The organism is Halorarum sp. SLYT50 (assembly GCF_059821265.1).
In genome coordinates this window covers 1733850-1751114 of record NZ_CM187555.1, presented here as the reverse complement: position 1 = coordinate 1751114, position 17265 = coordinate 1733850, and the positions used below count along the sequence as shown (strand labels likewise).

Genomic DNA, 17265 nt, shown 5'->3' with positions numbered 1-17265 from the left:
AATACGAACTGTTTGCCAAGTTGTGTCGTACCATGTCGTTAGGTGCTTACGACGAGGACGAACACGAACGGCGCGAGAAGAAGGCGCAACTCGACGCCGACCTCCCCGACGAGCGGACCGAGTACCGCGGCGAACTCTCCTTCGACTCGGGCGAGTCGACGGAGGCGCTCCTCGACCAGTTCCGCGAGATAAAGGGCGAGTGACGCCGGCTGGCGCGACTCAGCCCGACTGACGGCGGAACGACAGCACGACGGCGACGCCGGAGACGAGGACGACCGCGACGACGTGTCCACACACCGCGAGCAGCAGCGCCGGCCGGTCGTGGATGAACGGCACCAGCACCAACTGTGCGAGCGCGAACGCCACGTTGAGGTAGTCGATGCGGCGGAACTGCGCGCCCGCCTCGGGCGGGAGCGGCAGTCGGAGTTCGCCGTACAGCGAGACCACGGCGATCCACCACGAGGCGCCGATGCGGTAACAGACGTCCCAGAGGACGAGCAGCGCGAGGAAGACGACCGGCACCGGCGGCTCCGGCCCGAACAGCGCCGTCACGATGGCCGTCTCCGAGCGGGGAATCGATATCGGGAGCCAGCGGACGACGGGCAGCGTCTCGCCGACGTGCCGCGGGTCGAAGACGAACAGGTGGGTGACGAGCGCGATGAACGCGAGGACGGTGAGGACGACCTCGATGCTCGACCCGAACAGGAGGCGGGTGTACGTCGGCGGCGCGTCGAGCGTCCGGTTGCTGCTCCCCAGTCGCAAGAGGAGGTAACTCCCGACGGCTGCGACGAACACCGCGGCGGTGCCGGCGGCGGCCGCGTTCCACAGCCCGTACCCCCACGCGAACAGGAGCACCCCCACCTCGAACAGCGCGAGTTGGAGCGCGATGGCGGCCGCCGGCGAGAGGTTCGCTCCCGGGAGCGCGCGTACGATGCTCTCGTACACCCAGACGTCGCCGAACTCGAGGAGCGGCCCGTCCGCCTCCTCGCCGTCGCCGCCGCCGCCGCCGGAGTCGTGCGTCCCCTGCCCTGTCACGCCGCGACCTCCGCGTCGGCTTCGGGCTCGTCCACGCCGAAGCCGCGCCGGGCGTCCTCGGCGCCGAGCGCGCGCCGGACCGCCTCGTCGAACGGGGTGAGGTCGACCGGGACGAGGTCCTCGATGCGGTGGTCGGTGACGACGACCGTGTTCCGCATGCCGTCCACGAGCGGTTTCACCACGTCGGGGTCGACGTCGGTGACGAGCCGGACCCACCCGACCGAGAGCCGCGGGGTGAGCACCGGGACGGGAATCACGCGGAGTTCGCCGCCGAGCGCGCGGCGGGTCCGGCGGAGGACGTCCTCGTACGTGAGCACCTCCGGACCGCCTATCTCGTACGTCTCGCCCGCGGTCTCGGGCACGTCGAGCACGCCCACGAGGTACGCGATGACGTCGTCGACGTAGATGGGCTGACACTCCGTGCGGACCCACTTCGGGGTGACCATCACCGGGAGCTTCTCCGCCAGTTGCCGGACGATGGAGAAACTCGCGCTCCCGTCGCCGACGATGACGGCCGCGCGGAGCGTGGTCAGCGCGTAGTCGCCGTCCGCGAGCATCCGCTCCACCTCGCGGCGCGACCGGAGGTGCTCCGAGAGTTCGTCCTCGTCGTCCCCCAGGCCGCCGAGGTAGACGACCCGCGAGAGACCGCCGCCCTCGGCGGCCGCCGCGAAGTTCGCGGCCAGGTTGCGGTCCATCTCGACGAAGTCCTCGGCGTGCCCCATCGAGTGGACGAGGTAGTACGCCGCCTCGACGTCGAGGTCCGCGAGCAGGTGACCGAGCCACTCGCCGTCGTCCCCGTCGGCCGCCTCGCGCTCGTCGCCCTCGTCACCGCCGGTCGCGCCCGGTCGCCTGACGAGTCGGCAGTCGCCCGGCTCCAGGAGGCTCCCCTCGACGACGCCGACGCCGTCCGGCGCGTCGTACTCGCCCGCGTCTCGGACGAGAGCCGTCACGTCGTGGTCCGCCTCGCGGAGCGCCGCGAGGAGTCGGCTGCCGACGAATCCGGTCGCGCCGGTCACGAGGACACGCATGGATTATCGAAGGGCCGCCGGCCGAATAACGGTTGTTGCGGCGGGCGCGAGCGCCGGCGATTTCGGGGTCGCTCGACGACGGTTCCGACCCGGTCGGGACGACTCGGCCTACTCGCGCTCCCACCCGGGCGTTGGGGGCGCGCCGCGCGCCTCCTCGACCGTCTCCGGGTCCGGCGGGTCGTCCGCCGGACTCCCGCGCTCGCCCGCGGCCGCGGTCCAGTCCTCGAACGCGCGACCGACCCACGAGTCCGCCGCGCGGGCGCGCTCGCGGGCCGTCGCGGCGCGCTCCTCGTTCACTTCGACGACGCCGGGGGCGGAGCCGGCCGCCGCGCCGACGAACAGCGCCCGGTCGTCCGCCGTCGTCTCGCCGGCGACGAGGCGGTCGACCGCGCCGGTCAGGTCGGTCGCGTCGGGGTACGCGAACACGGTCGACCCGAGCGCCTGCGGCCCGAACGCGGGCGGCGGGAGGTCGGCCGGAACCGAGCGGTCGCGGAGGCGCTCGCCGGGGTCGCCGTGCGCCCGCTCGACCCGCTCGCACTCCGTCTCCCGGTCGAGGTCCAGGTTGTGCCCGGGGTACGTCGAACAGGCATCGGGGTAGCGGTCGTCCTCGTGGATGCGACACTGGAGCGTCTCGGGGTCGAGGAAGGCGCAGGTGTCGAGCCAGACCCGCTCGCCGTCGAACGGGGCGACCGGCTTCGGGGGTTTCCGCAGGCCGACGAGGAACAGCGGTCGGTCGCCCAGCGCGGCGACGCGGTGACCGTCGAGTTCCACAGAGCGGTCGGGGTCGTCGGCGTCGAACAGCCGCGGGGCGAGCGCGTCGCCGTGGCCCGCGTCCACGAACGCGCGCACCTCGTCGCGGGTCAGCGGCACGAGGTTGTACGTGGAGTCGAGCGCGCGGTAGCGCCCTCGGTGTTCGTGGTCGGGCGCGCCGCCCAGCGGCCGCCAGTCGATACAGCAGCCGGCACACCCCTCGCAGTTCACCTCCATGTCCCGTGAGAGGGGGTGGCGAACCAAATGCGTTCCCGTGGCGCCGGCAAGCCGGCGGACACCGCGACGCGAGCGCACGAGACGAGCGGCGAACCGGCGCGAGCGCCGCCGGAAGGGGTTTTTCCGTCGCCCTCGAACGCCCGGTGATGGGCAAGCGCACCTGCGACGGCTGTGGCCGGCGCGTCCGGGTCGGGGGCGGCATCGGCGACCTCTGGTCGTTCGAGACGGGCAGCACCGACGGTCTGACGCTCGAACTCGTCGACGGCTCGGAGCACTTCCTCTGTTACGACTGCATCGACCGCCTCCCGGACGACGAGGAGGTCACGGCCGACAACGTCGAGGCGCTCCCGCCGTACCGCGACCCGTAGTCGCTCGGACGGGCCGGCCGACACGAGTCCCGACCGCCCGACTGCGCGGCTTCGACCGGACCCATCCGACACCCTTACGCCCGCGCCGCCGATTCAGACGCACGAGTGGACCCCGACCGAATCCTCGACTCGTTCCCCGCCCCCTCCTTCCGCGGGAACCAGGAGGCGGCGCTCGCGCGTATCCGCGACGCGTTCGCCGCCGGCAACGACGTGGTGCTCGTGCGCGCGCCGACCGGAAGCGGCAAGTCGCTGCTCGCGCGCGCCGTCGCCGGGGCGGCCCGGACCGTCGAGGAGGCCAGTCCGTCGGAGGCGACGGGGGCGTACTACACGACGCCGCAGGTGTCGCAACTCGACGACGTCGCCGCGGACGAGTTGCTGGACGACCTGAACGTCATCCGTGGGAAGTCGAACTACACCTGCATCCTGCCCGGCGAGGAGCAGACGCCCGTGAATCAGGCACCCTGCGCGCGCCAGCGGGGGTACGACTGCTCCGTGAAACACCGGTGTCCGTACTACTCGGACCGCGCCATCGCCTCCAACCGGGACGTCGCGGCGATGACGCTGGCGTACTTCATGCAGACCGCCGGCTCGGAGGTGTTCCGGAAGCGCGACGTGGTCGTCGTCGACGAGGCGCACGGGCTGGCCGAGTGGGCCGAGATGTACGCCACCATCGAACTGAAACCGCAGACGGTGCCCGTCTGGGACGACCTGCGCGTGCCCGACGTCCACGGCGCGGACGCCGACCCCGTCGAGCGGACGGCCCGGTTCGCGGAGCAACTCGCCTCGGTCTGCGAGCGCGCGAAGGACGACCTGCTCGCGAAACCCGAGTTGACCCCCGAGGAGGCGGCGCGGCGCGACCGGCTACAGGAACTCCGGTCGGAACTCGCGTGGTTCGTCGACGACTACCGGGACCGCGACTCCGCGACGACGTGGGTGGTCGACCAGCCCGACGGCGCGGGCGGTCCGCTCACGGTCAAGCCGCTCGACCCGGCGAAGTACCTCCGACACACGGTGTGGGACCGCGGAAACGCGTTCGCACTGCTGTCGGCGACCATCCTCGACAAGGCCGCATTCTGCCGGGGCGTCGGTCTCGACCCCGAGCGGGTGGCGCTCGTCGACGTGGGTCACACGTTCCCCGTCGAGAACCGCCCGCTGTACGACGTGACCCAGGGGAAGATGACGTACGAGCACCGCGACGAGACGATTCCCGACGTCGCCCGACTCTGTCTCCGCCTGATGGCGCGCCACCCCGACGAGAAGGGACTGATTCACGCGCACAGCTACGCAATCGCCGACCGACTGGCGCGGAAGTTCGACGAGTTCGGCGTCGGCGCGCGCGTCCGGACCCACGGGCGCGCGGACCGCGACGCCCAACTCGACGAGTGGAAGGCGAGCGCAGACCCGGAGGTGTTCGTCTCGGTGAAGATGGAGGAGGCGCTCGACCTGAACGGCGACCTGTGCCGGTGGCAGGTGCTGTGCAAGGCGCCGTACCTCAACACGAGCGACTCGCGCGTCGCCGCCCGGTTGGAGGAGGGCCAGTGGGCGTGGTACCACCGCGCCGCGCTCCGGACCGTCATCCAGGCGTGCGGCCGGGTCGTCCGCGCGCCCGACGACCACGGACACACCTACCTCGCGGACTCGAGCCTGCTCGACCTGTTCGACCGCGCCGCGAGCGACACGCCCGCGTGGTTCCGCGAGCAGGTCGACCGGATGGAGCGACCCGACCTGCCCGAGTTCGACCCCGCGGCGGCGCTCGCGGGGATGGACGCCGACCCCGGTCCGGCGGGGCGGCGAGGGCGAACGGGCGGAGGCGTACGCGGGAGCGGGTCGTCCGGGTCTTCTGGGTCCTCCGGGTCGGCGGGGGGTGCGCGGAGCGGCGGGTCCTCGGACGCGCCGACCGCCGGAGGCACGTCGGGGGGGTCGGCCGACGAGGACGACCCGATGGCCGACCACCCGCTCTCGGACGTCTGGGGCGACGGCTGACGCGGCTCGCACGCCGACCGGCACGCTCCTCTCGCAGCCACGCTCGCGAGCGCCGGCAGATGGTTTGCGAAAAACACCTTTTCCAGAGATAAGGAAACATACGTCACGTTATATTCCGATCATCATAGTGTATACCCCCCTACTACCGAGGATAGATTTACATACCTGCACTCGATACTACGTATCGAGACAGATGCACTCTCACGCCGCGGCGGCCGCGCTGACGCTGTACCGGAGCGGAACACTGACGCTCGCACAGGCGGCCGCCCACGCCGGCTGTTCGGAGGCTGAGTTCCGCGCGACGGCGGCGGCTCACGGCGCGGGGGCGCGAGAACGGGACCCGGTCGCCGGCGACGCGACGACGCCCGCCCGGGCCGACTGAGACCGACGCGACCGGTCGGGTCGGCGGTACGGGACCGGCGACGCCGCCGACCCGGTCAGTCCCGCCGGTCGACGGCGTCCGCCGGGAGGACGTACAGCCCCTCGCGACTCCTGAGGACGGACACCGTGTCGCTGTCGGGGTCGAAGTAGTCGGGGCGCGGGACCGTCTTCGCCTCGAACGTCTCGGGGTCGAGCACCTGCACGGCGTGGTCGTCCTCGACGGTCACGACGGTCGTCTCCTCGGCGTCCGCGACCTCTCCCACCTTCTCCGCGTCGGGGGTCTCGCCCTCCTCGAACTCCGCCTCGTACGGGTCGCCGGTGGCGACGCGGACTCCCTTCAGGTTGCCCTGCACCGACCGCACCAGCACCGGCCCGTCGCCGTCGTCCGGGTCGATGAGGTCGCCGGGCCGGAACTTCGGGAGGCGGAGCGCGAACGTGACCCGGTACACCTCGTTGCCGTCGCTGTCCTCGGTGACGAGCGTCGGCGCCTCGGAGTAACTCCCGCCGAGGCGGTCGGTGACGCGCGTCGCCACCGCCTTCCCGAGTTGGTTGGTCGAGAGCTTGATGTCCTTGCCCTCGGGCTGGTCGGTTATCTCCGTGATGAACGCGTCGCGGTCGCCGTCGGCCTCCCGGTCGGCGACGAGTTCCTGTGCGACGTCGACGGCCTCGCGTTCCTCCTCGGGGTCGGGCGTCCGACCGCGCCCGCGGACCTGCACCGTGGCGGCGTACGACCCGCCGGCGACGCGGCCGCACCGGTCGCACGTCCCTCGGCTGATCTTGACCGGGACGACCGCCTCCTCCTCGACGTGGACGCCACGGACGACTCCCGAGAAGGTGCAGTGCATCCGGATGGTGTTCTGGTCGACCTGTTCGGGGTCGACGCCCCAGCGCACCTCCTCGGCGTTGAGGTGGACGCCGAGCGCCTCGCTCACCTCCTCCACGGCGACGTCGGTGTAGTCGCGCGCGCCGACGTCGACCCAGCGATTGCCGCGGTGGACCGCGCCGCAGCCCGAACACACCTGCACCTCGATGCGCTCCGGGGCGTCCACGAGTTCGAAGTCCTCGAAGTAGCAGGCGTCACACAGCACCCGGTCGCGCTCCCGGGGCTCGCCGGGCAGCGGCTCCTCGCGCTCGGGTACGGGGTCGCCACAGCGGGGGCAGAACTCCCCCGAACCTCGCGACTCGCTCATACGCGCCGGGTAGGCGACTGTGCGGTTTAAACCGCGCGACCGCCGGCGCCCGTGTCGTCCGTCGGCGCGCCGGCGGTCGCTCGCGTCACTGCTCGCTCACGGTCGGCTCACCGTCCGTCTTCGAGCGCGCGGGCCCGTTCGCCGTCGCCCCGGTCGCCGCTCGCGCCGTTCCCGACGATGGTCTCGACGTCGTCGAGTCCGAGCAAGTCGCGCGTCTCGTCGTCGAACGACAGCGACTCCAGTCCCGCCCCCGCCGACACGTCGCTCCCCGAGAGGCGGCGGCCGTACCGGCCGAGCGTCGACGTGAGTTCCTGCGGGAGCACGAACGTCGTCGCGTCCCCCTGCCCGATGGCCGAGAGCGTCTCCAGCCCGCGGTCGATGACGGCGCGCTCGCCCATCGACTCGGCGGCGTTGGCGCGGAGCACCGTCGCGACGGCGTCGCCCTGCGCCTCCAGCACCGACGCCCGCTTCTCGCCCTGTGCGTTGAGGACGGCGGCCGTGCGCTCCCCCTCGGCGCTCTCGACGGCCGCGCGGCGCTCCCCCTGCGCCTCCAGAATCATCGCGCGGCGGCGGCGCTCGGCGCTGGTCTGTTCTTCCATCGCGTCCTGCACCGTCTGCGTGGGGAGCACCTCGCGCACCTCCACCATCTCCACCTCGACGCCCCAGTCGTCGGTCGGGCCCTGGAGTTCCCGGCGGATGCGGGTGTTGATGTCGCCGCGCCGCGAGAGCGTCTCGTCGAGCGCCATGTCCCCGAGCACGGCCCGCAGCGTCGTCTGCGCGAGCAGCGCGGTCGCGCGCCGGTAGTCCTCCACCTGCAGGAACGCCCGTTCGGCGTCGACGACGCGGACGTACACCACCGCGTCGGCGACGACCGGCGAGTTGTCCTCGGTGATGGCGTCCTGCCGGGGGACGTCGATGGTGACCGTCCGGAGGTCGAACCGGTACGTCTTCGAGATGAACGGCGGAATCAGGTGGAGCCCGGGGTCCAGCAGGCCCCGGTGCTGGCCGAACACGGTGAGCGCGCGCCGCTCGTACGCCTGTACGATTTCGACCGAGGAGACGAGCGCCGCGAGCAGGAGGGCGGCGACGAGGAACCCGGCGCCGAGCGCCGGCGAGACGACTGCAAGGAACACCCCGACGACGACGACGAGCGCCGCTGTCACGGCGCGGGAGGGACCCGCCGCCCCCAGGTCCCCGAAGCCACCGAGGTTGAACTCCGGGCCGGCGCTCAGCCGGCCCAGTTGGCGGAAGACGGTTCGGCTTCGGTCGTCCATGCGGGTAGTTGACGCCGGGCACACTTATCGGTTGGTGCGGTTCGGCGACGGCGAGCGGTGGCGAACCCCTCGAAACCGCCGAGAAGCTTTTTGTCTCGCCGGCGAAACCGCGGGACATGGACGTCGAGGACCTCCTGAAACTCGTGCTCGCGCTGGTGGTCGTCTGGCTGGTCATCGAGATCGTCACCGAGGTGCTCGGGTTCGCGCTGGGCGTGCTGGCGGCGCTCCCCACGATTCTCGGCGTCGTCGTCGTCGCACTCATCGTCCTGTGGCTGCTGGACCGCATCTGAGACTCGAGACCGTGTACAGCCTGAACGTCCCGGTGCCCGGCGTCGTCCGTCGGGTGGGGGCCGACCTCGCGCCGGAGTTGACCGCGTTCGACCGCGTCCGCGACCGGTACACGCTCGTCGTGAAGCGCTTCGACGGCGAGCCGTCGCTCGCGCGCCTCCGAGAGCGGTCGCGGCCGTTGCTCGCGGACGTCGCGCCGTTCGAGGCGCGCGTGACCGGCGTGGACGCGTTCGACGACCCGGTGCTGGGCGAGGGACCGGTCGTCTACCTCGCCGTCGAGAGCGACGGCCTCCGGCGGGTCCACGAGCGGTTCGTCCGCGAGTTCGGGACCGTCGACTCGCTGGAGGGCGAGGAGTACACCCCGCACGTCACGCTCGCTCGCGGACGGCGGCCGGGCGCTGACGCGGACGCGGCGGTCGAGCGCCTGCGGGCGCGCGGCGTCGACCCGGTGTCGTGGACGGTCGACGAACTCGGCATCTGGTCGCGCGAGTACCGCGAACTCGCCGCGCGACTCCCGCTGCGTGGGTGACCACGAGGGTCGGTGGTGGCCGCCGGCCGAGCCGCGGTAAGAACGTCTGCGTAGTCCGTCCGTATCCGGGAATGTAGCTGGTGTCGAGATCGAGGTACCGTACGGTCTATATAGACGCATATCGCCCAAACAGAAACGTAGATGGGAACTACCGCGAATCCGACTGGACATGTCACGCGTACTCAAGGCGTCGGGGTTCCTCGCGCTCACCGTCCAGATGGTGTGGGGGCTCGTACAGGTCGTCCTCATCATGCCCGGCGGACCGTCGCTCCCCGGCGCGTCCGTCGGCGCGCACGCCCACTTCGGCGTGCTGTCCATCCTCGCGGTGGTGACCGGCTACGAGGTCGCGGACGTCGGGTTGACCGGGTGGGTGCGGTCGGTCGCCGTCTGGGGGTTCGTCGCCGGCCAGTGGCTCCTGCCGGCGACCATCATCGTCGGGGAGATGGTGCTCCCGCCGCTCCTGCTCACCGCGTTCCTCTGGGGCGGCCTGCTCGTCGTCTCGACGGCGCTCGTCACGTGGGGCGTCCTCACGACCGAGGAGGCGGCGAGCGGGCGGACGGGCGGTGTCGCGCCCGCGGACGACTAATCTCGGTCCCTCATCGTCCCCGCGTCGCTTCAGTCGTCCGCCGGAACGCCAGCGCCGTCGCCGGCCTGCCGTGCCCAGAGGTCGGCGTACGCGCCGTCGGCCGCGACGAGGTCGGCGTGGCTCCCCACCTCGTCCACCTGCCCGTCGTCGAGGACGACCACCCGGTCGGCGTCCCGAATCGTGGAGAGGCGGTGGGCGATGACGAACGCCGTCCGGTCGGCGATGAGCCGCTGGAGACTCTCCTGAATCAGCTCTTCGGTCTCGGTGTCCACGTCGGAGGTGGCCTCGTCGAGGATGATTATCTCCGGGTCGTTCAGGATGGCGCGGGCGATGGCGACCCGCTGGCGCTGCCCGCCCGACAGCTTCACCCCGCGCTCGCCGATCTGCGTGTCGTAGCCGTTCGGGAGGTCGGTGATGAACCCGTGCGCCTCCGCGGCCTTCGCGGCCTCCACGATTCGTCGGCCGGGGCCGTCACCCCCCTCGTCGAGCGCGGAGAGGTCGCCGTACGCGATGTTCTCGGCGGCCGACCCCGAGAACATGTACGGGTTCTGCTCGACGATGCCGACGTGTTCGCGCAGCGCCGTCAGGTCGTACTCGCGGACGTCGGTGCCGTCCACCTCGACGGCGCCGGAGTCGACGTCGTAGAACCGCGGAACCAGCTTCACCAGCGTCGACTTGCCCGCGCCCGTGGTGCCGGCCAGTCCCACGGTCTCGCCCGGCGAGACGTCGAGCGAGACGCCCGACAGGACCTCCTCCTCGTCGCCGTAGCCGAACCACACGTCGTCGAACGTCACCCGGCCGTCGACCGACTCGGGGACGTGCGCGTCGTCGGGCGAGGTGACGCGCGGGTCGTGCCCGAGCAGGCCGAACACGCGCTCGGCGCTCGACTTCGCCAGCTGGTACTTGTTCGCCGTCTTTCCGACCCGCCGCATCGGGGAGTACAGCCGGCGCAACAGCAGGAAGAACAGCGCGAACGCGCCGGCGGAGATGGTCCGCGGGTCGTCGAACCCGTACTGGATGATGTCGCTGCCGGCGATCCACAGCACGGCGACGAACACGATTCCGGTGACGAGCCTGAGCGTCGAGAAGAACGCGCGGCGCAGTCTGATTGCGTCGACCTTCTCGGCGTGGTAGCGCTCGCTCTGGTCGGCGACCCGGTCGAGTTCGAAGTCGTAGCGGTTGAACGTCTTTATCACTCTGGCGCCGCCGATGTTGTTCTCCAGCCGGGAGTTGAGTCGCGACACCGTCTCGCGAATCTCCCGGTACTTCGGCTCGATCCACGAGAGGAACTTCCACGACGCCAGCCCGATGAGCGGGACGGGCGCGAGCGCGACGAGCGCGAGTTTCGGCGAGTAGTAGAACATGATGACCGCGATGCCGCCCACCGTGGCGACGACCCGGATGGCCTGCCGGATCTCCGTGTTGAGGAACTGTTCGAGCCGGTTCACGTCCTGGTTCAGGATGGACATCATCGCCCCGGTCTGGTGGTTCGCGAAGAAGTCGAGCGAGAGGTGCTGCATGTGGTCGTACGTGTCGTCGCGCAGGTCGCGCTGGACCTTCTGTGCGGTCGACTGGAACAGGTACCGGGAGGCGAACCGCGTCACCGACCGGACGAGGTACGCGAGCGCCGCGAGCACCACCAACTGTTCGAGCAGACCGAGCCGCGCCGCCTGCCCCGAGATGGTACCGCTCGGGAGCAGCCCCGCGTCGGCGAGCATCCCCGGCTCCCCGTCGGTCTGGATGACGCGGTTGATGGCGGCGGCCACCAAGAGCGGGGGAACGAGCCGCGAGGCCCGGGTGAGCAGCGCGGCGAGCAGGCCCACCGAGAGACGCGGCCAGTAGGGCGTGCAGTACCCCAGCAGCCCCGCCATCGGGTGGCCGTCGGCGGACTCGCGGACGTCGGCGAACCCGCCGTGGTCGTCGTCGGACATAGCGTCTCCACACGACGTGGAGAAACAAAGCGCTGTGGGACCGCGAACCCGCGTTCCGGGAGTTTCGCTCCCGGCTCGCGTCCTACTCTCGCCCGAACCGCGTCTGCTGGATGGGGACGGCGGCGAGTCCGCCGGCGTTCCCGTTGCCGTACGCGTACAGGACGACCCCGGCCTCCCAGTCGACGGCGCGCTTGAGCGTCCCGCTGAAGTCGTCGTCGCGGAGGCGAACCGCCTCGAGGCGGTCGAACGGCGACGGTTCGGCGTCGCTCTCGCTTCCGTCGCCACCGCCGCCGCTCGGCGCGGTCCCCTCCACCGGTTCGAAGGAGGGTTCGCCGTCTCCGTCGGAGGGCTCGTCGTCGCTCATGTCGGTGTCTCGGTCGAAGAGACCCATGCGCGAGTCGTTCGGTCGGGGGAGTATGAATCTAGTCAGTGCCGACGCGATTCGCTCCGCGTGGGCACGCGATTCCACCCGAAGCCTACCGGTTCAGCGTGTGAATCGCCTCGCCCATCGCGTTCTCGGCGGCCTCCATCACGGCCTCCGCGAGCGTCGGGTGCGTGTGGACGGTCGCCGCGACGTCCTCCAGCGTCGCCCCCATCTCGACGGCGAGCGCGAGTTCCGCGACGAGTTCCGAGGCGTCGGGGCCGACTATCTGCCCGCCGAGGACGAACCCGCTCTCGCCGTCGGCGACGACGCGGACGAACCCCTCCGCGTGGTTCGTGGTCAGCGCGCGCCCGGACGCCCGGAACGGCATCTGGCCGACGACCGGGTCGAACCCCTCCGCCTCGGCTTCGGCCTCGGTCAGCCCGACGGTACCGATTTCGGGGTCGGTGAAGACGGCCGCGGGGACGGCCTGGTAGTCGAGCGCCGCGGGTTCGCCCGCGGCCACCTCGGCGGCGACGATACCCTCCTTGCTGGCCTTGTGTGCGAGCATCGGTTCGCCGGCCACGTCGCCGACGGCGAAGACGGTCTCCACGTCGGTCCGCGCCTCGCGGTCCGTCTCGAGGAAGCCGTCCTCGTTCGGTTCCAGCCCGACGTTCTCCAGTTCGAGCGTGTCCGTGACGGGCGTTCGCCCGACGGCGACGAGCACCGCCTCGCCGCCGTACTCCAGTTCGACGCCGTCCTCGTTCTCCGTGGTGACGGTGATGCCGCCGCCGCTCTCGTGCCAGCCGCTCGCCCCCTCCCCGAAGTGGAACTCGACGCCCAACTCCTCCGCGCGCTTGCGGACCGTCCGCCGGACGTCGTCCTCGTAGCCCGGGAGCACGTCCTCCAGCATCTCGACGACGGTCACGTCGGTGCCGAGTTTCGCCAGCATCGTCGACAGCTCCATCCCGATGTAGCCCGCGCCGACGACGACCAGTTCGTCGGGAAGGGACGCCATCCCGAGCAGGTCGCGCGAGGAGAGGACGTGCTCGCCGTCGAACTCGAAGCCGGGAACCTGGACGGGCCGCGACCCCGTGGCGACGATGGCGTGCTCGAACTCGATGGACTCGCTACCCTGTCCCTCGCCGCCGTGTGCGACGCGGAGTTTGTTCTCGTCGGCGAACGTCGCGGTGCCGTCGACGAGGTTCACGCCGTTGGCCTTGCACAGTTTCTCGACGCCGCCGGTGAGCTGGTCCACCACACCGCCCTTCCACGACTGCATCTGTTCGACGTCGACCGCCGGGTCGGCGTGGACGCCCATCTCCTCGGCGTGGCCGGCCTCGTACGCCACGTCGACGCCGTGGATGAGCGCCTTCGACGGGATACAGCCGTAGTTCAGGCAGACGCCGCCGTACGCGTCGCGCTCGATGAGGGTCGTGTCGAGGCCCCGCTGTGCGGCGCGGATGGCGGCCACGTACCCGCCGGGTCCGCCGCCGATGACCGCGAGGTCCGTCCCTGTCGAGATGTCTCCGACGACCATTGCCCGGCCGTTCCGACTCTGGGATGATAAACGGGGAGGAATCGCCCCGTCGTCGCCTCCGCGACCCGAATCGGTACTCACTCTCCAGTACCAGTTACCGGCGACCCGGTCGGACGTAACCGCCGGACTGGGCGGGGAGAGTCGGACGGCGGACGCGGGGCGCGCCGAGACGTGCTTCGGAACCACTATGCCCGGAGACGCCCGACCACTCTCCGAATGAAGGTCTTCGGCTCCAGTGGGACCCGCGGGGTCGTCGGCGAGGGGTTCACCCCGGAGTTCGTCCTGCGCGTCGCCAAGGCGGCGGCGAGCGTCTGGGAGGGCGAGCGCATCGCGCTCGGACGCGACACGCGGACGACGGGCGGGATGCTCACCGACGCGGCGGCCGCCGGGGTGGCGAGCGTGGGCGTCGACGTGGACCGCCTCGGCGTCACGCCGACGCCGGCCACGGTCCGCTACTGCGGAGTGGAGGGGGTTCCGGGCGTCCAGATAACCGCCTCGCACAACCCACCCGAGTACAACGGCGTGAAACTCATCGGGGCAGACGGGGTCGAACTCTCCGTGAGCGCGCTCGAACGCGTCGAGGACGCACTCCTCGGGGAGCGGTTCGCGGACGTCGAGTGGGACGGGGTCGGCGAGACCCGGACGGTCGAGACGGCCAACGACGACTACGTGGCCGAGATGCTCGCGGCGGTCGACCGCGACGCCATCGCGGCCGCCGACCTCACGGTCGCGCTCGACCCGGGCCACGGCGCGGGCGCGGTCACGTCGCCCGAGTTCTTCCGCGAACTCGGCTGTACGGTCGTGACCGTGAACGCCCAGCCCGACGGCCACTTCCCCGGCCGCGAGCCCGAACCGGTCGAGGCGAACCTCGCGGACCTCGAACGACTCGTCGAGAGTTCGGACGCGGACGTGGGCATCGCACACGACGGCGACGCCGACCGCGCCATCTTCTACGACGAGACCGGGTCGTACGTGCAGGGCGACGCCTCGCTCGCGGCGCTCGCGGCCGCCGGCCTCTCGGCGGGAGACGCGACGGTCGCCGCGGTCAACGTCTCTCAGCGCCTCGTCGACGTCTGCGAGGCGACGGGCGCGCGGCTCGAACTCACGCCCATCGGCTCGACGAACATCATCACCCGCATCCAGGAACTCCAGGCGGACGGCGAGCGCGTCCCCGTCGCCGGCGAGGGGAACGGGGGTATCTTCTTCCCGGACTACCGGCTCACGCGCGACGGCGCGCTCATCGGCGCGAAGTTCCTCGAACTGCTCGCGTCGCGCGACGCGACGGCGAGCGAACTCGTCGAGCCGTACGACGACTACTACAACGTCCGGACGGACCTCACGTACGACACGGACGAGGAACTCGACGCGATGCTGGCGGCCGCGGAGTCGTTCGCGGCCGCCGCCGACGCGGAGCCGAACACCATCGACGGGTACCGCCTCGACTACGGCGACGCGTGGGTGCTCGTCCGCTCGTCGGGGACCGAGCCGAAGATCCGCATCTACGCCGAGGCGCGCGACCCCGACCGGGCGGAGGAACTCGCGACCGCGGTGCGCGACGCGCTGGCGGCCGCCCGGTGAGAGAGCGCGAGTCGAGGGGCGCGGGGACGAGACCGAAGAGGCGTCGCGGACCGCCTGTCGAACCGGGTGTCGTTTTTGCCGTCCGGCGGAGGGGTAGCGTATGGAGGTTCGACCGGTCGGGTCGCGCGCGGAACTGCGCGCGGCCCACGAGGTGAACCGCGCGACGTGGCGGTCGGCGTACGCCGACATCCTCCCGAGCGAGACGCTCGCCGACCTCGACGTCCCCACGGGTGACGCGTTCGCGGGGCGGTGGGACGCCGCGAACGCCGACACCGAACTCCGGCTGGTGGCGGTCGACGACGCCGGAGCGGTGCGGGGCCACGCCGACTTCGGGTGGGGCGACCGGACCGAGGAGTTCGTCGGACCGGCCGACGCCGAACTACGGGCCATCTACGTCCACCCCGACCACCAGGGGCGCGGAGTCGGAAGTCGACTGCTGGAGGCGGGTCTCGACCGCATCCCGGCCGACCGCGACCGGGTAGTGCTGGAGACGTTCGCGGCCAACGCCGGCACGCGGGCGTTCTACGAGGCCCGGGGGTTCGACGCCGTCGGGGAGCGAACCGTCGGTATCGACGGCGGGTCCTACCCGACGGCAGTGTACGCTCGGCGGCTGTGAGACTCGAATGCGGACCGTCTCTCCGGGAGCCCGGCCGCTACCCGTCGGCCGCGAGCGCCTCGCGCAGGCGCTCGCGCTCCTCCCGCACCGCTTCGCGGTCCGCCTCGACCGCGCCGCTGGCCAACCGCTCGCGCTCGTCGGCCGCGAGTTCCGCCTCCGCCTCGGCGGCCCGGCGGAGCCGGTCGTAGTCCGTCCGTCCGGCGAGTCGCCGGAGCGTCCGGGCGCGGGCGACGACCGACTCGTCGGCGAACTTCGCGGTGACCGAGACGAGTTCGCCCGCCAGCGCCCGGAGTTCCCCCGCCGGCGGCGGCGGCCACCCGACCGCGAGCGGGTCGGCCGAGAGGCGGTCGAGGTACGTGCGGTGGACGGGGACGTGCGTGCTGAACGCACCGGGGTCGTCGACGTAGTGGTCGAGCTTCGACGCCGAGTAGTCGGCGTACTCCAGGAGCGTCGGTACCGACTCCCGCCCGGCGTCGTGCTCTTCGACGTACGCGCGGAGGTCCGACGGCGGCGTCTCGAAGTCGACGAGCGGGTAGTGAGCGGTGTCGGCGACGAACGCGAGCAGTTCGCGGGCGCTCACCTCGGCGCGGAACTCGGCGAACGCCATCCGGACGGCGTTGTCGTACGCCGTCAGCGGCTCGCGGAGGTCGGCGGTCGGTGCGTCGAGGTCCGCGTCGCCCAGTTCCAGGAGGCGGTCGAGGTCCGCGATGCGGTCGTCGAGGTCCGCGAGCCGCTCCTCCACCCGCCGTTCGGCGTCGTGGACCGCCCGCTCGGAGTCGGCCCGTTCCTCCAGCCGGCCCGCCAGGTCGCGGGCGGGGTCGAGCGCCTCGCGGGCCGCCGCGAAGTCCGACTCCGAGAGGCGGCGGCCGTCGACGGCGCCGTTCGCCCGCTCGAACGCGTCGCGTTCGGGCAGGTCGTCCGGGAGGTCCTCGACGAGCGTGCCGAACTCCCCCTGGAACTCCACGTACGCCTGGAAGTCGCCGGTGCCTGTCGCCGAGTCGACGTAGCCGTCGAGCAGGCGCTCGGCCCGGTCGACGGCCTCGCTCACCCGCCGCAGGTCGCCCTCGCCCACCGCCTCGACGGCCGCCTCCGCCTCGCGCCGGCGCTCGCGGGCCTCCCGGAGCGCCGTCAGCGGGTCCGAGGACCGCGAGCCGGCCGCGTCACTCGTAGACGGCATCGGGGTCGAACACCCGTTCGCCGACCGTCTCGCCGTCGACGGTCCGGTAGAAACACGAGCGGTGGCCGGTGTGACAGGCGCCGCCGGTCTGGTCGACCAGGTAGAGCAGGGCGTCGGCGTCGCAGTCGACGCGGACCTCCTCGACGGCCTGCGTGTGGCCGCTCGTCGCCCCCTTCTCCCAGAGCTCCTCGCGCGAGCGGGAGTAGTAGTGCGCCCGGCCGGTCTCGCGGGTCCGTTCGAGCGCCTCCCGGTCGGCGTACGCGAGCATCAACACCTCGCCCGTCTCCGCGTCCTGGGCGACGGCCGGGACCAGCCCCGAGTCGTCGAACTCCACGTCTACCGCGACGGCGTCGTCCGTCTCGTTCGCCGCGCTCATGTGCGACCCGAGGCGCGTTCCCCGCATAGGTCTTTTG

19 protein-coding genes are annotated in these 17265 nt (G+C 71.6%); 9 read left to right on the top strand and 10 right to left on the bottom strand.

Annotation, left to right across the window (positions count from 1 at the left end; genetic code table 11):
- Positions 1-32: 32 nt before the first annotated feature.
- Positions 33-203: a DUF5786 family protein gene (locus tag AC6RUA_RS09185; RefSeq protein ID WP_499812718.1), complete on the top strand. Its 171-nt coding sequence runs from the start codon at positions 33-35 to the stop codon at positions 201-203.
- A gap of 16 nt (positions 204-219) precedes the next feature.
- On the opposite strand, the gene AC6RUA_RS09180 is transcribed toward AC6RUA_RS09185, so the two are convergent.
- From AC6RUA_RS09180 to AC6RUA_RS09170, 3 genes are all read right to left on the bottom strand, one after another.
- Entirely contained in the window at positions 220-945 is a 726-nt protein-coding gene (locus AC6RUA_RS09180; protein ID WP_499815429.1) for a DUF7530 family protein, read from the bottom strand.
- Positions 946-1031: 86 nt separating this feature from the next.
- Complete coding sequence (locus AC6RUA_RS09175; RefSeq protein WP_499812717.1) at positions 1032-2063, bottom strand: NAD-dependent epimerase/dehydratase family protein; 1032 nt, start codon at positions 2061-2063, stop codon at positions 1032-1034.
- A gap of 108 nt (positions 2064-2171) precedes the next feature.
- Positions 2172-3050: a YkgJ family cysteine cluster protein gene (locus AC6RUA_RS09170; RefSeq protein WP_499812716.1), complete on the bottom strand. Its 879-nt coding sequence runs from the start codon at positions 3048-3050 to the stop codon at positions 2172-2174.
- Between the two features lie 146 nt (positions 3051-3196).
- Here AC6RUA_RS09170 and AC6RUA_RS09165 point away from each other — a divergent pair, with 146 nt between their 5' ends.
- The 3 genes from AC6RUA_RS09165 (at position 3197) to AC6RUA_RS09155 (ending at position 5783) form a co-directional block, all read left to right on the top strand.
- Positions 3197-3418 (top strand): DUF7561 family protein, encoded by a 222-nt coding sequence (locus tag AC6RUA_RS09165; protein WP_499812715.1) that lies wholly within the window; start codon positions 3197-3199, stop codon positions 3416-3418.
- Between the two features lie 105 nt (positions 3419-3523).
- On the top strand, positions 3524-5401 hold the full coding sequence (locus tag AC6RUA_RS09160) for a helicase C-terminal domain-containing protein (protein ID WP_499812714.1): 1878 nt from the start codon (positions 3524-3526) through the stop codon (positions 5399-5401).
- A gap of 193 nt (positions 5402-5594) precedes the next feature.
- Complete coding sequence (locus AC6RUA_RS09155; RefSeq protein WP_499812713.1) at positions 5595-5783, top strand: DUF7317 family protein; 189 nt, start codon at positions 5595-5597, stop codon at positions 5781-5783.
- Positions 5784-5838: 55 nt separating this feature from the next.
- Here AC6RUA_RS09155 and AC6RUA_RS09150 read toward each other — a convergent pair whose 3' ends face one another.
- On the bottom strand, positions 5839-6972 hold the full coding sequence (locus AC6RUA_RS09150; RefSeq protein ID WP_499812712.1) for a 60S ribosomal export protein NMD3: 1134 nt from the start codon (positions 6970-6972) through the stop codon (positions 5839-5841).
- A 107-nt stretch (positions 6973-7079) separates the two neighbouring features.
- Complete coding sequence (locus AC6RUA_RS09145) at positions 7080-8246, bottom strand: SPFH domain-containing protein (RefSeq protein WP_499812711.1); 1167 nt, start codon at positions 8244-8246, stop codon at positions 7080-7082.
- 116 nt (positions 8247-8362) lie between these two features.
- Here AC6RUA_RS09145 and AC6RUA_RS09140 point away from each other — a divergent pair, with 116 nt between their 5' ends.
- The 3 genes from AC6RUA_RS09140 to AC6RUA_RS09130 all read left to right on the top strand — a co-directional run bounded on the left by AC6RUA_RS09140 (position 8363) and on the right by AC6RUA_RS09130 (position 9649).
- Positions 8363-8536, top strand: coding sequence for a DUF7554 family protein (locus AC6RUA_RS09140; protein WP_499812710.1), 174 nt, complete (start codon positions 8363-8365; stop codon positions 8534-8536).
- Between the two features lie 11 nt (positions 8537-8547).
- Complete coding sequence (locus AC6RUA_RS09135; protein ID WP_499812709.1) at positions 8548-9063, top strand: 2'-5' RNA ligase family protein; 516 nt, start codon at positions 8548-8550, stop codon at positions 9061-9063.
- Positions 9064-9232: 169 nt separating this feature from the next.
- On the top strand, positions 9233-9649 hold the full coding sequence (locus tag AC6RUA_RS09130; protein ID WP_499812708.1) for a DUF8059 family membrane protein: 417 nt from the start codon (positions 9233-9235) through the stop codon (positions 9647-9649).
- Positions 9650-9678: 29 nt separating this feature from the next.
- On the opposite strand, the gene AC6RUA_RS09125 is transcribed toward AC6RUA_RS09130, so the two are convergent.
- From AC6RUA_RS09125 to lpdA, 3 genes are all read right to left on the bottom strand, one after another.
- Positions 9679-11580, bottom strand: a complete 1902-nt coding sequence (locus AC6RUA_RS09125; protein ID WP_499812707.1) for an ABC transporter ATP-binding protein — start codon at positions 11578-11580, stop codon at positions 9679-9681.
- An 82-nt stretch (positions 11581-11662) separates the two neighbouring features.
- Positions 11663-11971 (bottom strand): hypothetical protein, encoded by a 309-nt coding sequence (locus AC6RUA_RS09120; RefSeq protein ID WP_499812706.1) that lies wholly within the window; start codon positions 11969-11971, stop codon positions 11663-11665.
- 85 nt (positions 11972-12056) lie between these two features.
- A complete protein-coding gene (lpdA, locus tag AC6RUA_RS09115) occupies positions 12057-13481 on the bottom strand; it encodes a dihydrolipoyl dehydrogenase (protein ID WP_499812705.1) in 1425 nt (474 codons plus the stop codon).
- A gap of 216 nt (positions 13482-13697) precedes the next feature.
- Here lpdA and glmM point away from each other — a divergent pair, with 216 nt between their 5' ends.
- A complete protein-coding gene (glmM, locus tag AC6RUA_RS09110) occupies positions 13698-15059 on the top strand; it encodes a phosphoglucosamine mutase (protein ID WP_499812704.1) in 1362 nt (453 codons plus the stop codon).
- A gap of 100 nt (positions 15060-15159) precedes the next feature.
- The gene (locus AC6RUA_RS09105) at positions 15160-15675 is read left to right on the top strand and encodes a GNAT family N-acetyltransferase (RefSeq protein WP_499812703.1); all 516 of its coding nucleotides are present in this window, start codon (positions 15160-15162) and stop codon (positions 15673-15675) included.
- A 37-nt stretch (positions 15676-15712) separates the two neighbouring features.
- Here the strand turns inward: AC6RUA_RS09105 and AC6RUA_RS09100 are convergent, their stop codons facing one another.
- Both AC6RUA_RS09100 and hisI read right to left on the bottom strand, forming a co-directional pair.
- Positions 15713-16852, bottom strand: coding sequence for a DUF7118 family protein (locus tag AC6RUA_RS09100; RefSeq protein WP_499812702.1), 1140 nt, complete (start codon positions 16850-16852; stop codon positions 15713-15715).
- Entirely contained in the window at positions 16836-17228 is a 393-nt protein-coding gene (hisI, locus tag AC6RUA_RS09095; protein WP_499812701.1) for a phosphoribosyl-AMP cyclohydrolase, read from the bottom strand. Before hisI ends, AC6RUA_RS09100 begins: the two co-directional genes overlap by 17 nt.
- Between the last annotated feature and the right edge of the window lie 37 nt (positions 17229-17265).

What these genes read in the sequence shown, in the direction of transcription:
- AC6RUA_RS09120 (WP_499812706.1), bottom strand. Translation starts at nt 11,971, where the DNA reads ATGGGTCTCTTCGACCGAGACACCGACATGAGCGACGACGAGCCCTCC.
- AC6RUA_RS09165 (WP_499812715.1), top strand. Translation starts at nt 3,197, where the DNA reads ATGGGCAAGCGCACCTGCGACGGCTGTGGCCGGCGCGTCCGGGTCGGG.
- AC6RUA_RS09175 (WP_499812717.1), bottom strand. Translation starts at nt 2,063, where the DNA reads ATGCGTGTCCTCGTGACCGGCGCGACCGGATTCGTCGGCAGCCGACTC.
- AC6RUA_RS09125 (WP_499812707.1), bottom strand. Translation starts at nt 11,580, where the DNA reads ATGTCCGACGACGACCACGGCGGGTTCGCCGACGTCCGCGAGTCCGCC.
- AC6RUA_RS09150 (WP_499812712.1), bottom strand. Translation starts at nt 6,972, where the DNA reads ATGAGCGAGTCGCGAGGTTCGGGGGAGTTCTGCCCCCGCTGTGGCGAC.
- AC6RUA_RS09145 (WP_499812711.1), bottom strand. Translation starts at nt 8,246, where the DNA reads ATGGACGACCGAAGCCGAACCGTCTTCCGCCAACTGGGCCGGCTGAGC.
- AC6RUA_RS09170 (WP_499812716.1), bottom strand. Translation starts at nt 3,050, where the DNA reads ATGGAGGTGAACTGCGAGGGGTGTGCCGGCTGCTGTATCGACTGGCGG.
- AC6RUA_RS09100 (WP_499812702.1), bottom strand. Translation starts at nt 16,852, where the DNA reads ATGCCGTCTACGAGTGACGCGGCCGGCTCGCGGTCCTCGGACCCGCTG.
- hisI (WP_499812701.1), bottom strand. Translation starts at nt 17,228, where the DNA reads ATGAGCGCGGCGAACGAGACGGACGACGCCGTCGCGGTAGACGTGGAG.
- glmM (WP_499812704.1), top strand. Translation starts at nt 13,698, where the DNA reads ATGAAGGTCTTCGGCTCCAGTGGGACCCGCGGGGTCGTCGGCGAGGGG.
- lpdA (WP_499812705.1), bottom strand. Translation starts at nt 13,481, where the DNA reads ATGGTCGTCGGAGACATCTCGACAGGGACGGACCTCGCGGTCATCGGC.
- AC6RUA_RS09185 (WP_499812718.1), top strand. Translation starts at nt 33, where the DNA reads ATGTCGTTAGGTGCTTACGACGAGGACGAACACGAACGGCGCGAGAAG.
- AC6RUA_RS09105 (WP_499812703.1), top strand. Translation starts at nt 15,160, where the DNA reads ATGGAGGTTCGACCGGTCGGGTCGCGCGCGGAACTGCGCGCGGCCCAC.
- AC6RUA_RS09155 (WP_499812713.1), top strand. Translation starts at nt 5,595, where the DNA reads ATGCACTCTCACGCCGCGGCGGCCGCGCTGACGCTGTACCGGAGCGGA.
- AC6RUA_RS09140 (WP_499812710.1), top strand. Translation starts at nt 8,363, where the DNA reads ATGGACGTCGAGGACCTCCTGAAACTCGTGCTCGCGCTGGTGGTCGTC.
- AC6RUA_RS09130 (WP_499812708.1), top strand. Translation starts at nt 9,233, where the DNA reads ATGTCACGCGTACTCAAGGCGTCGGGGTTCCTCGCGCTCACCGTCCAG.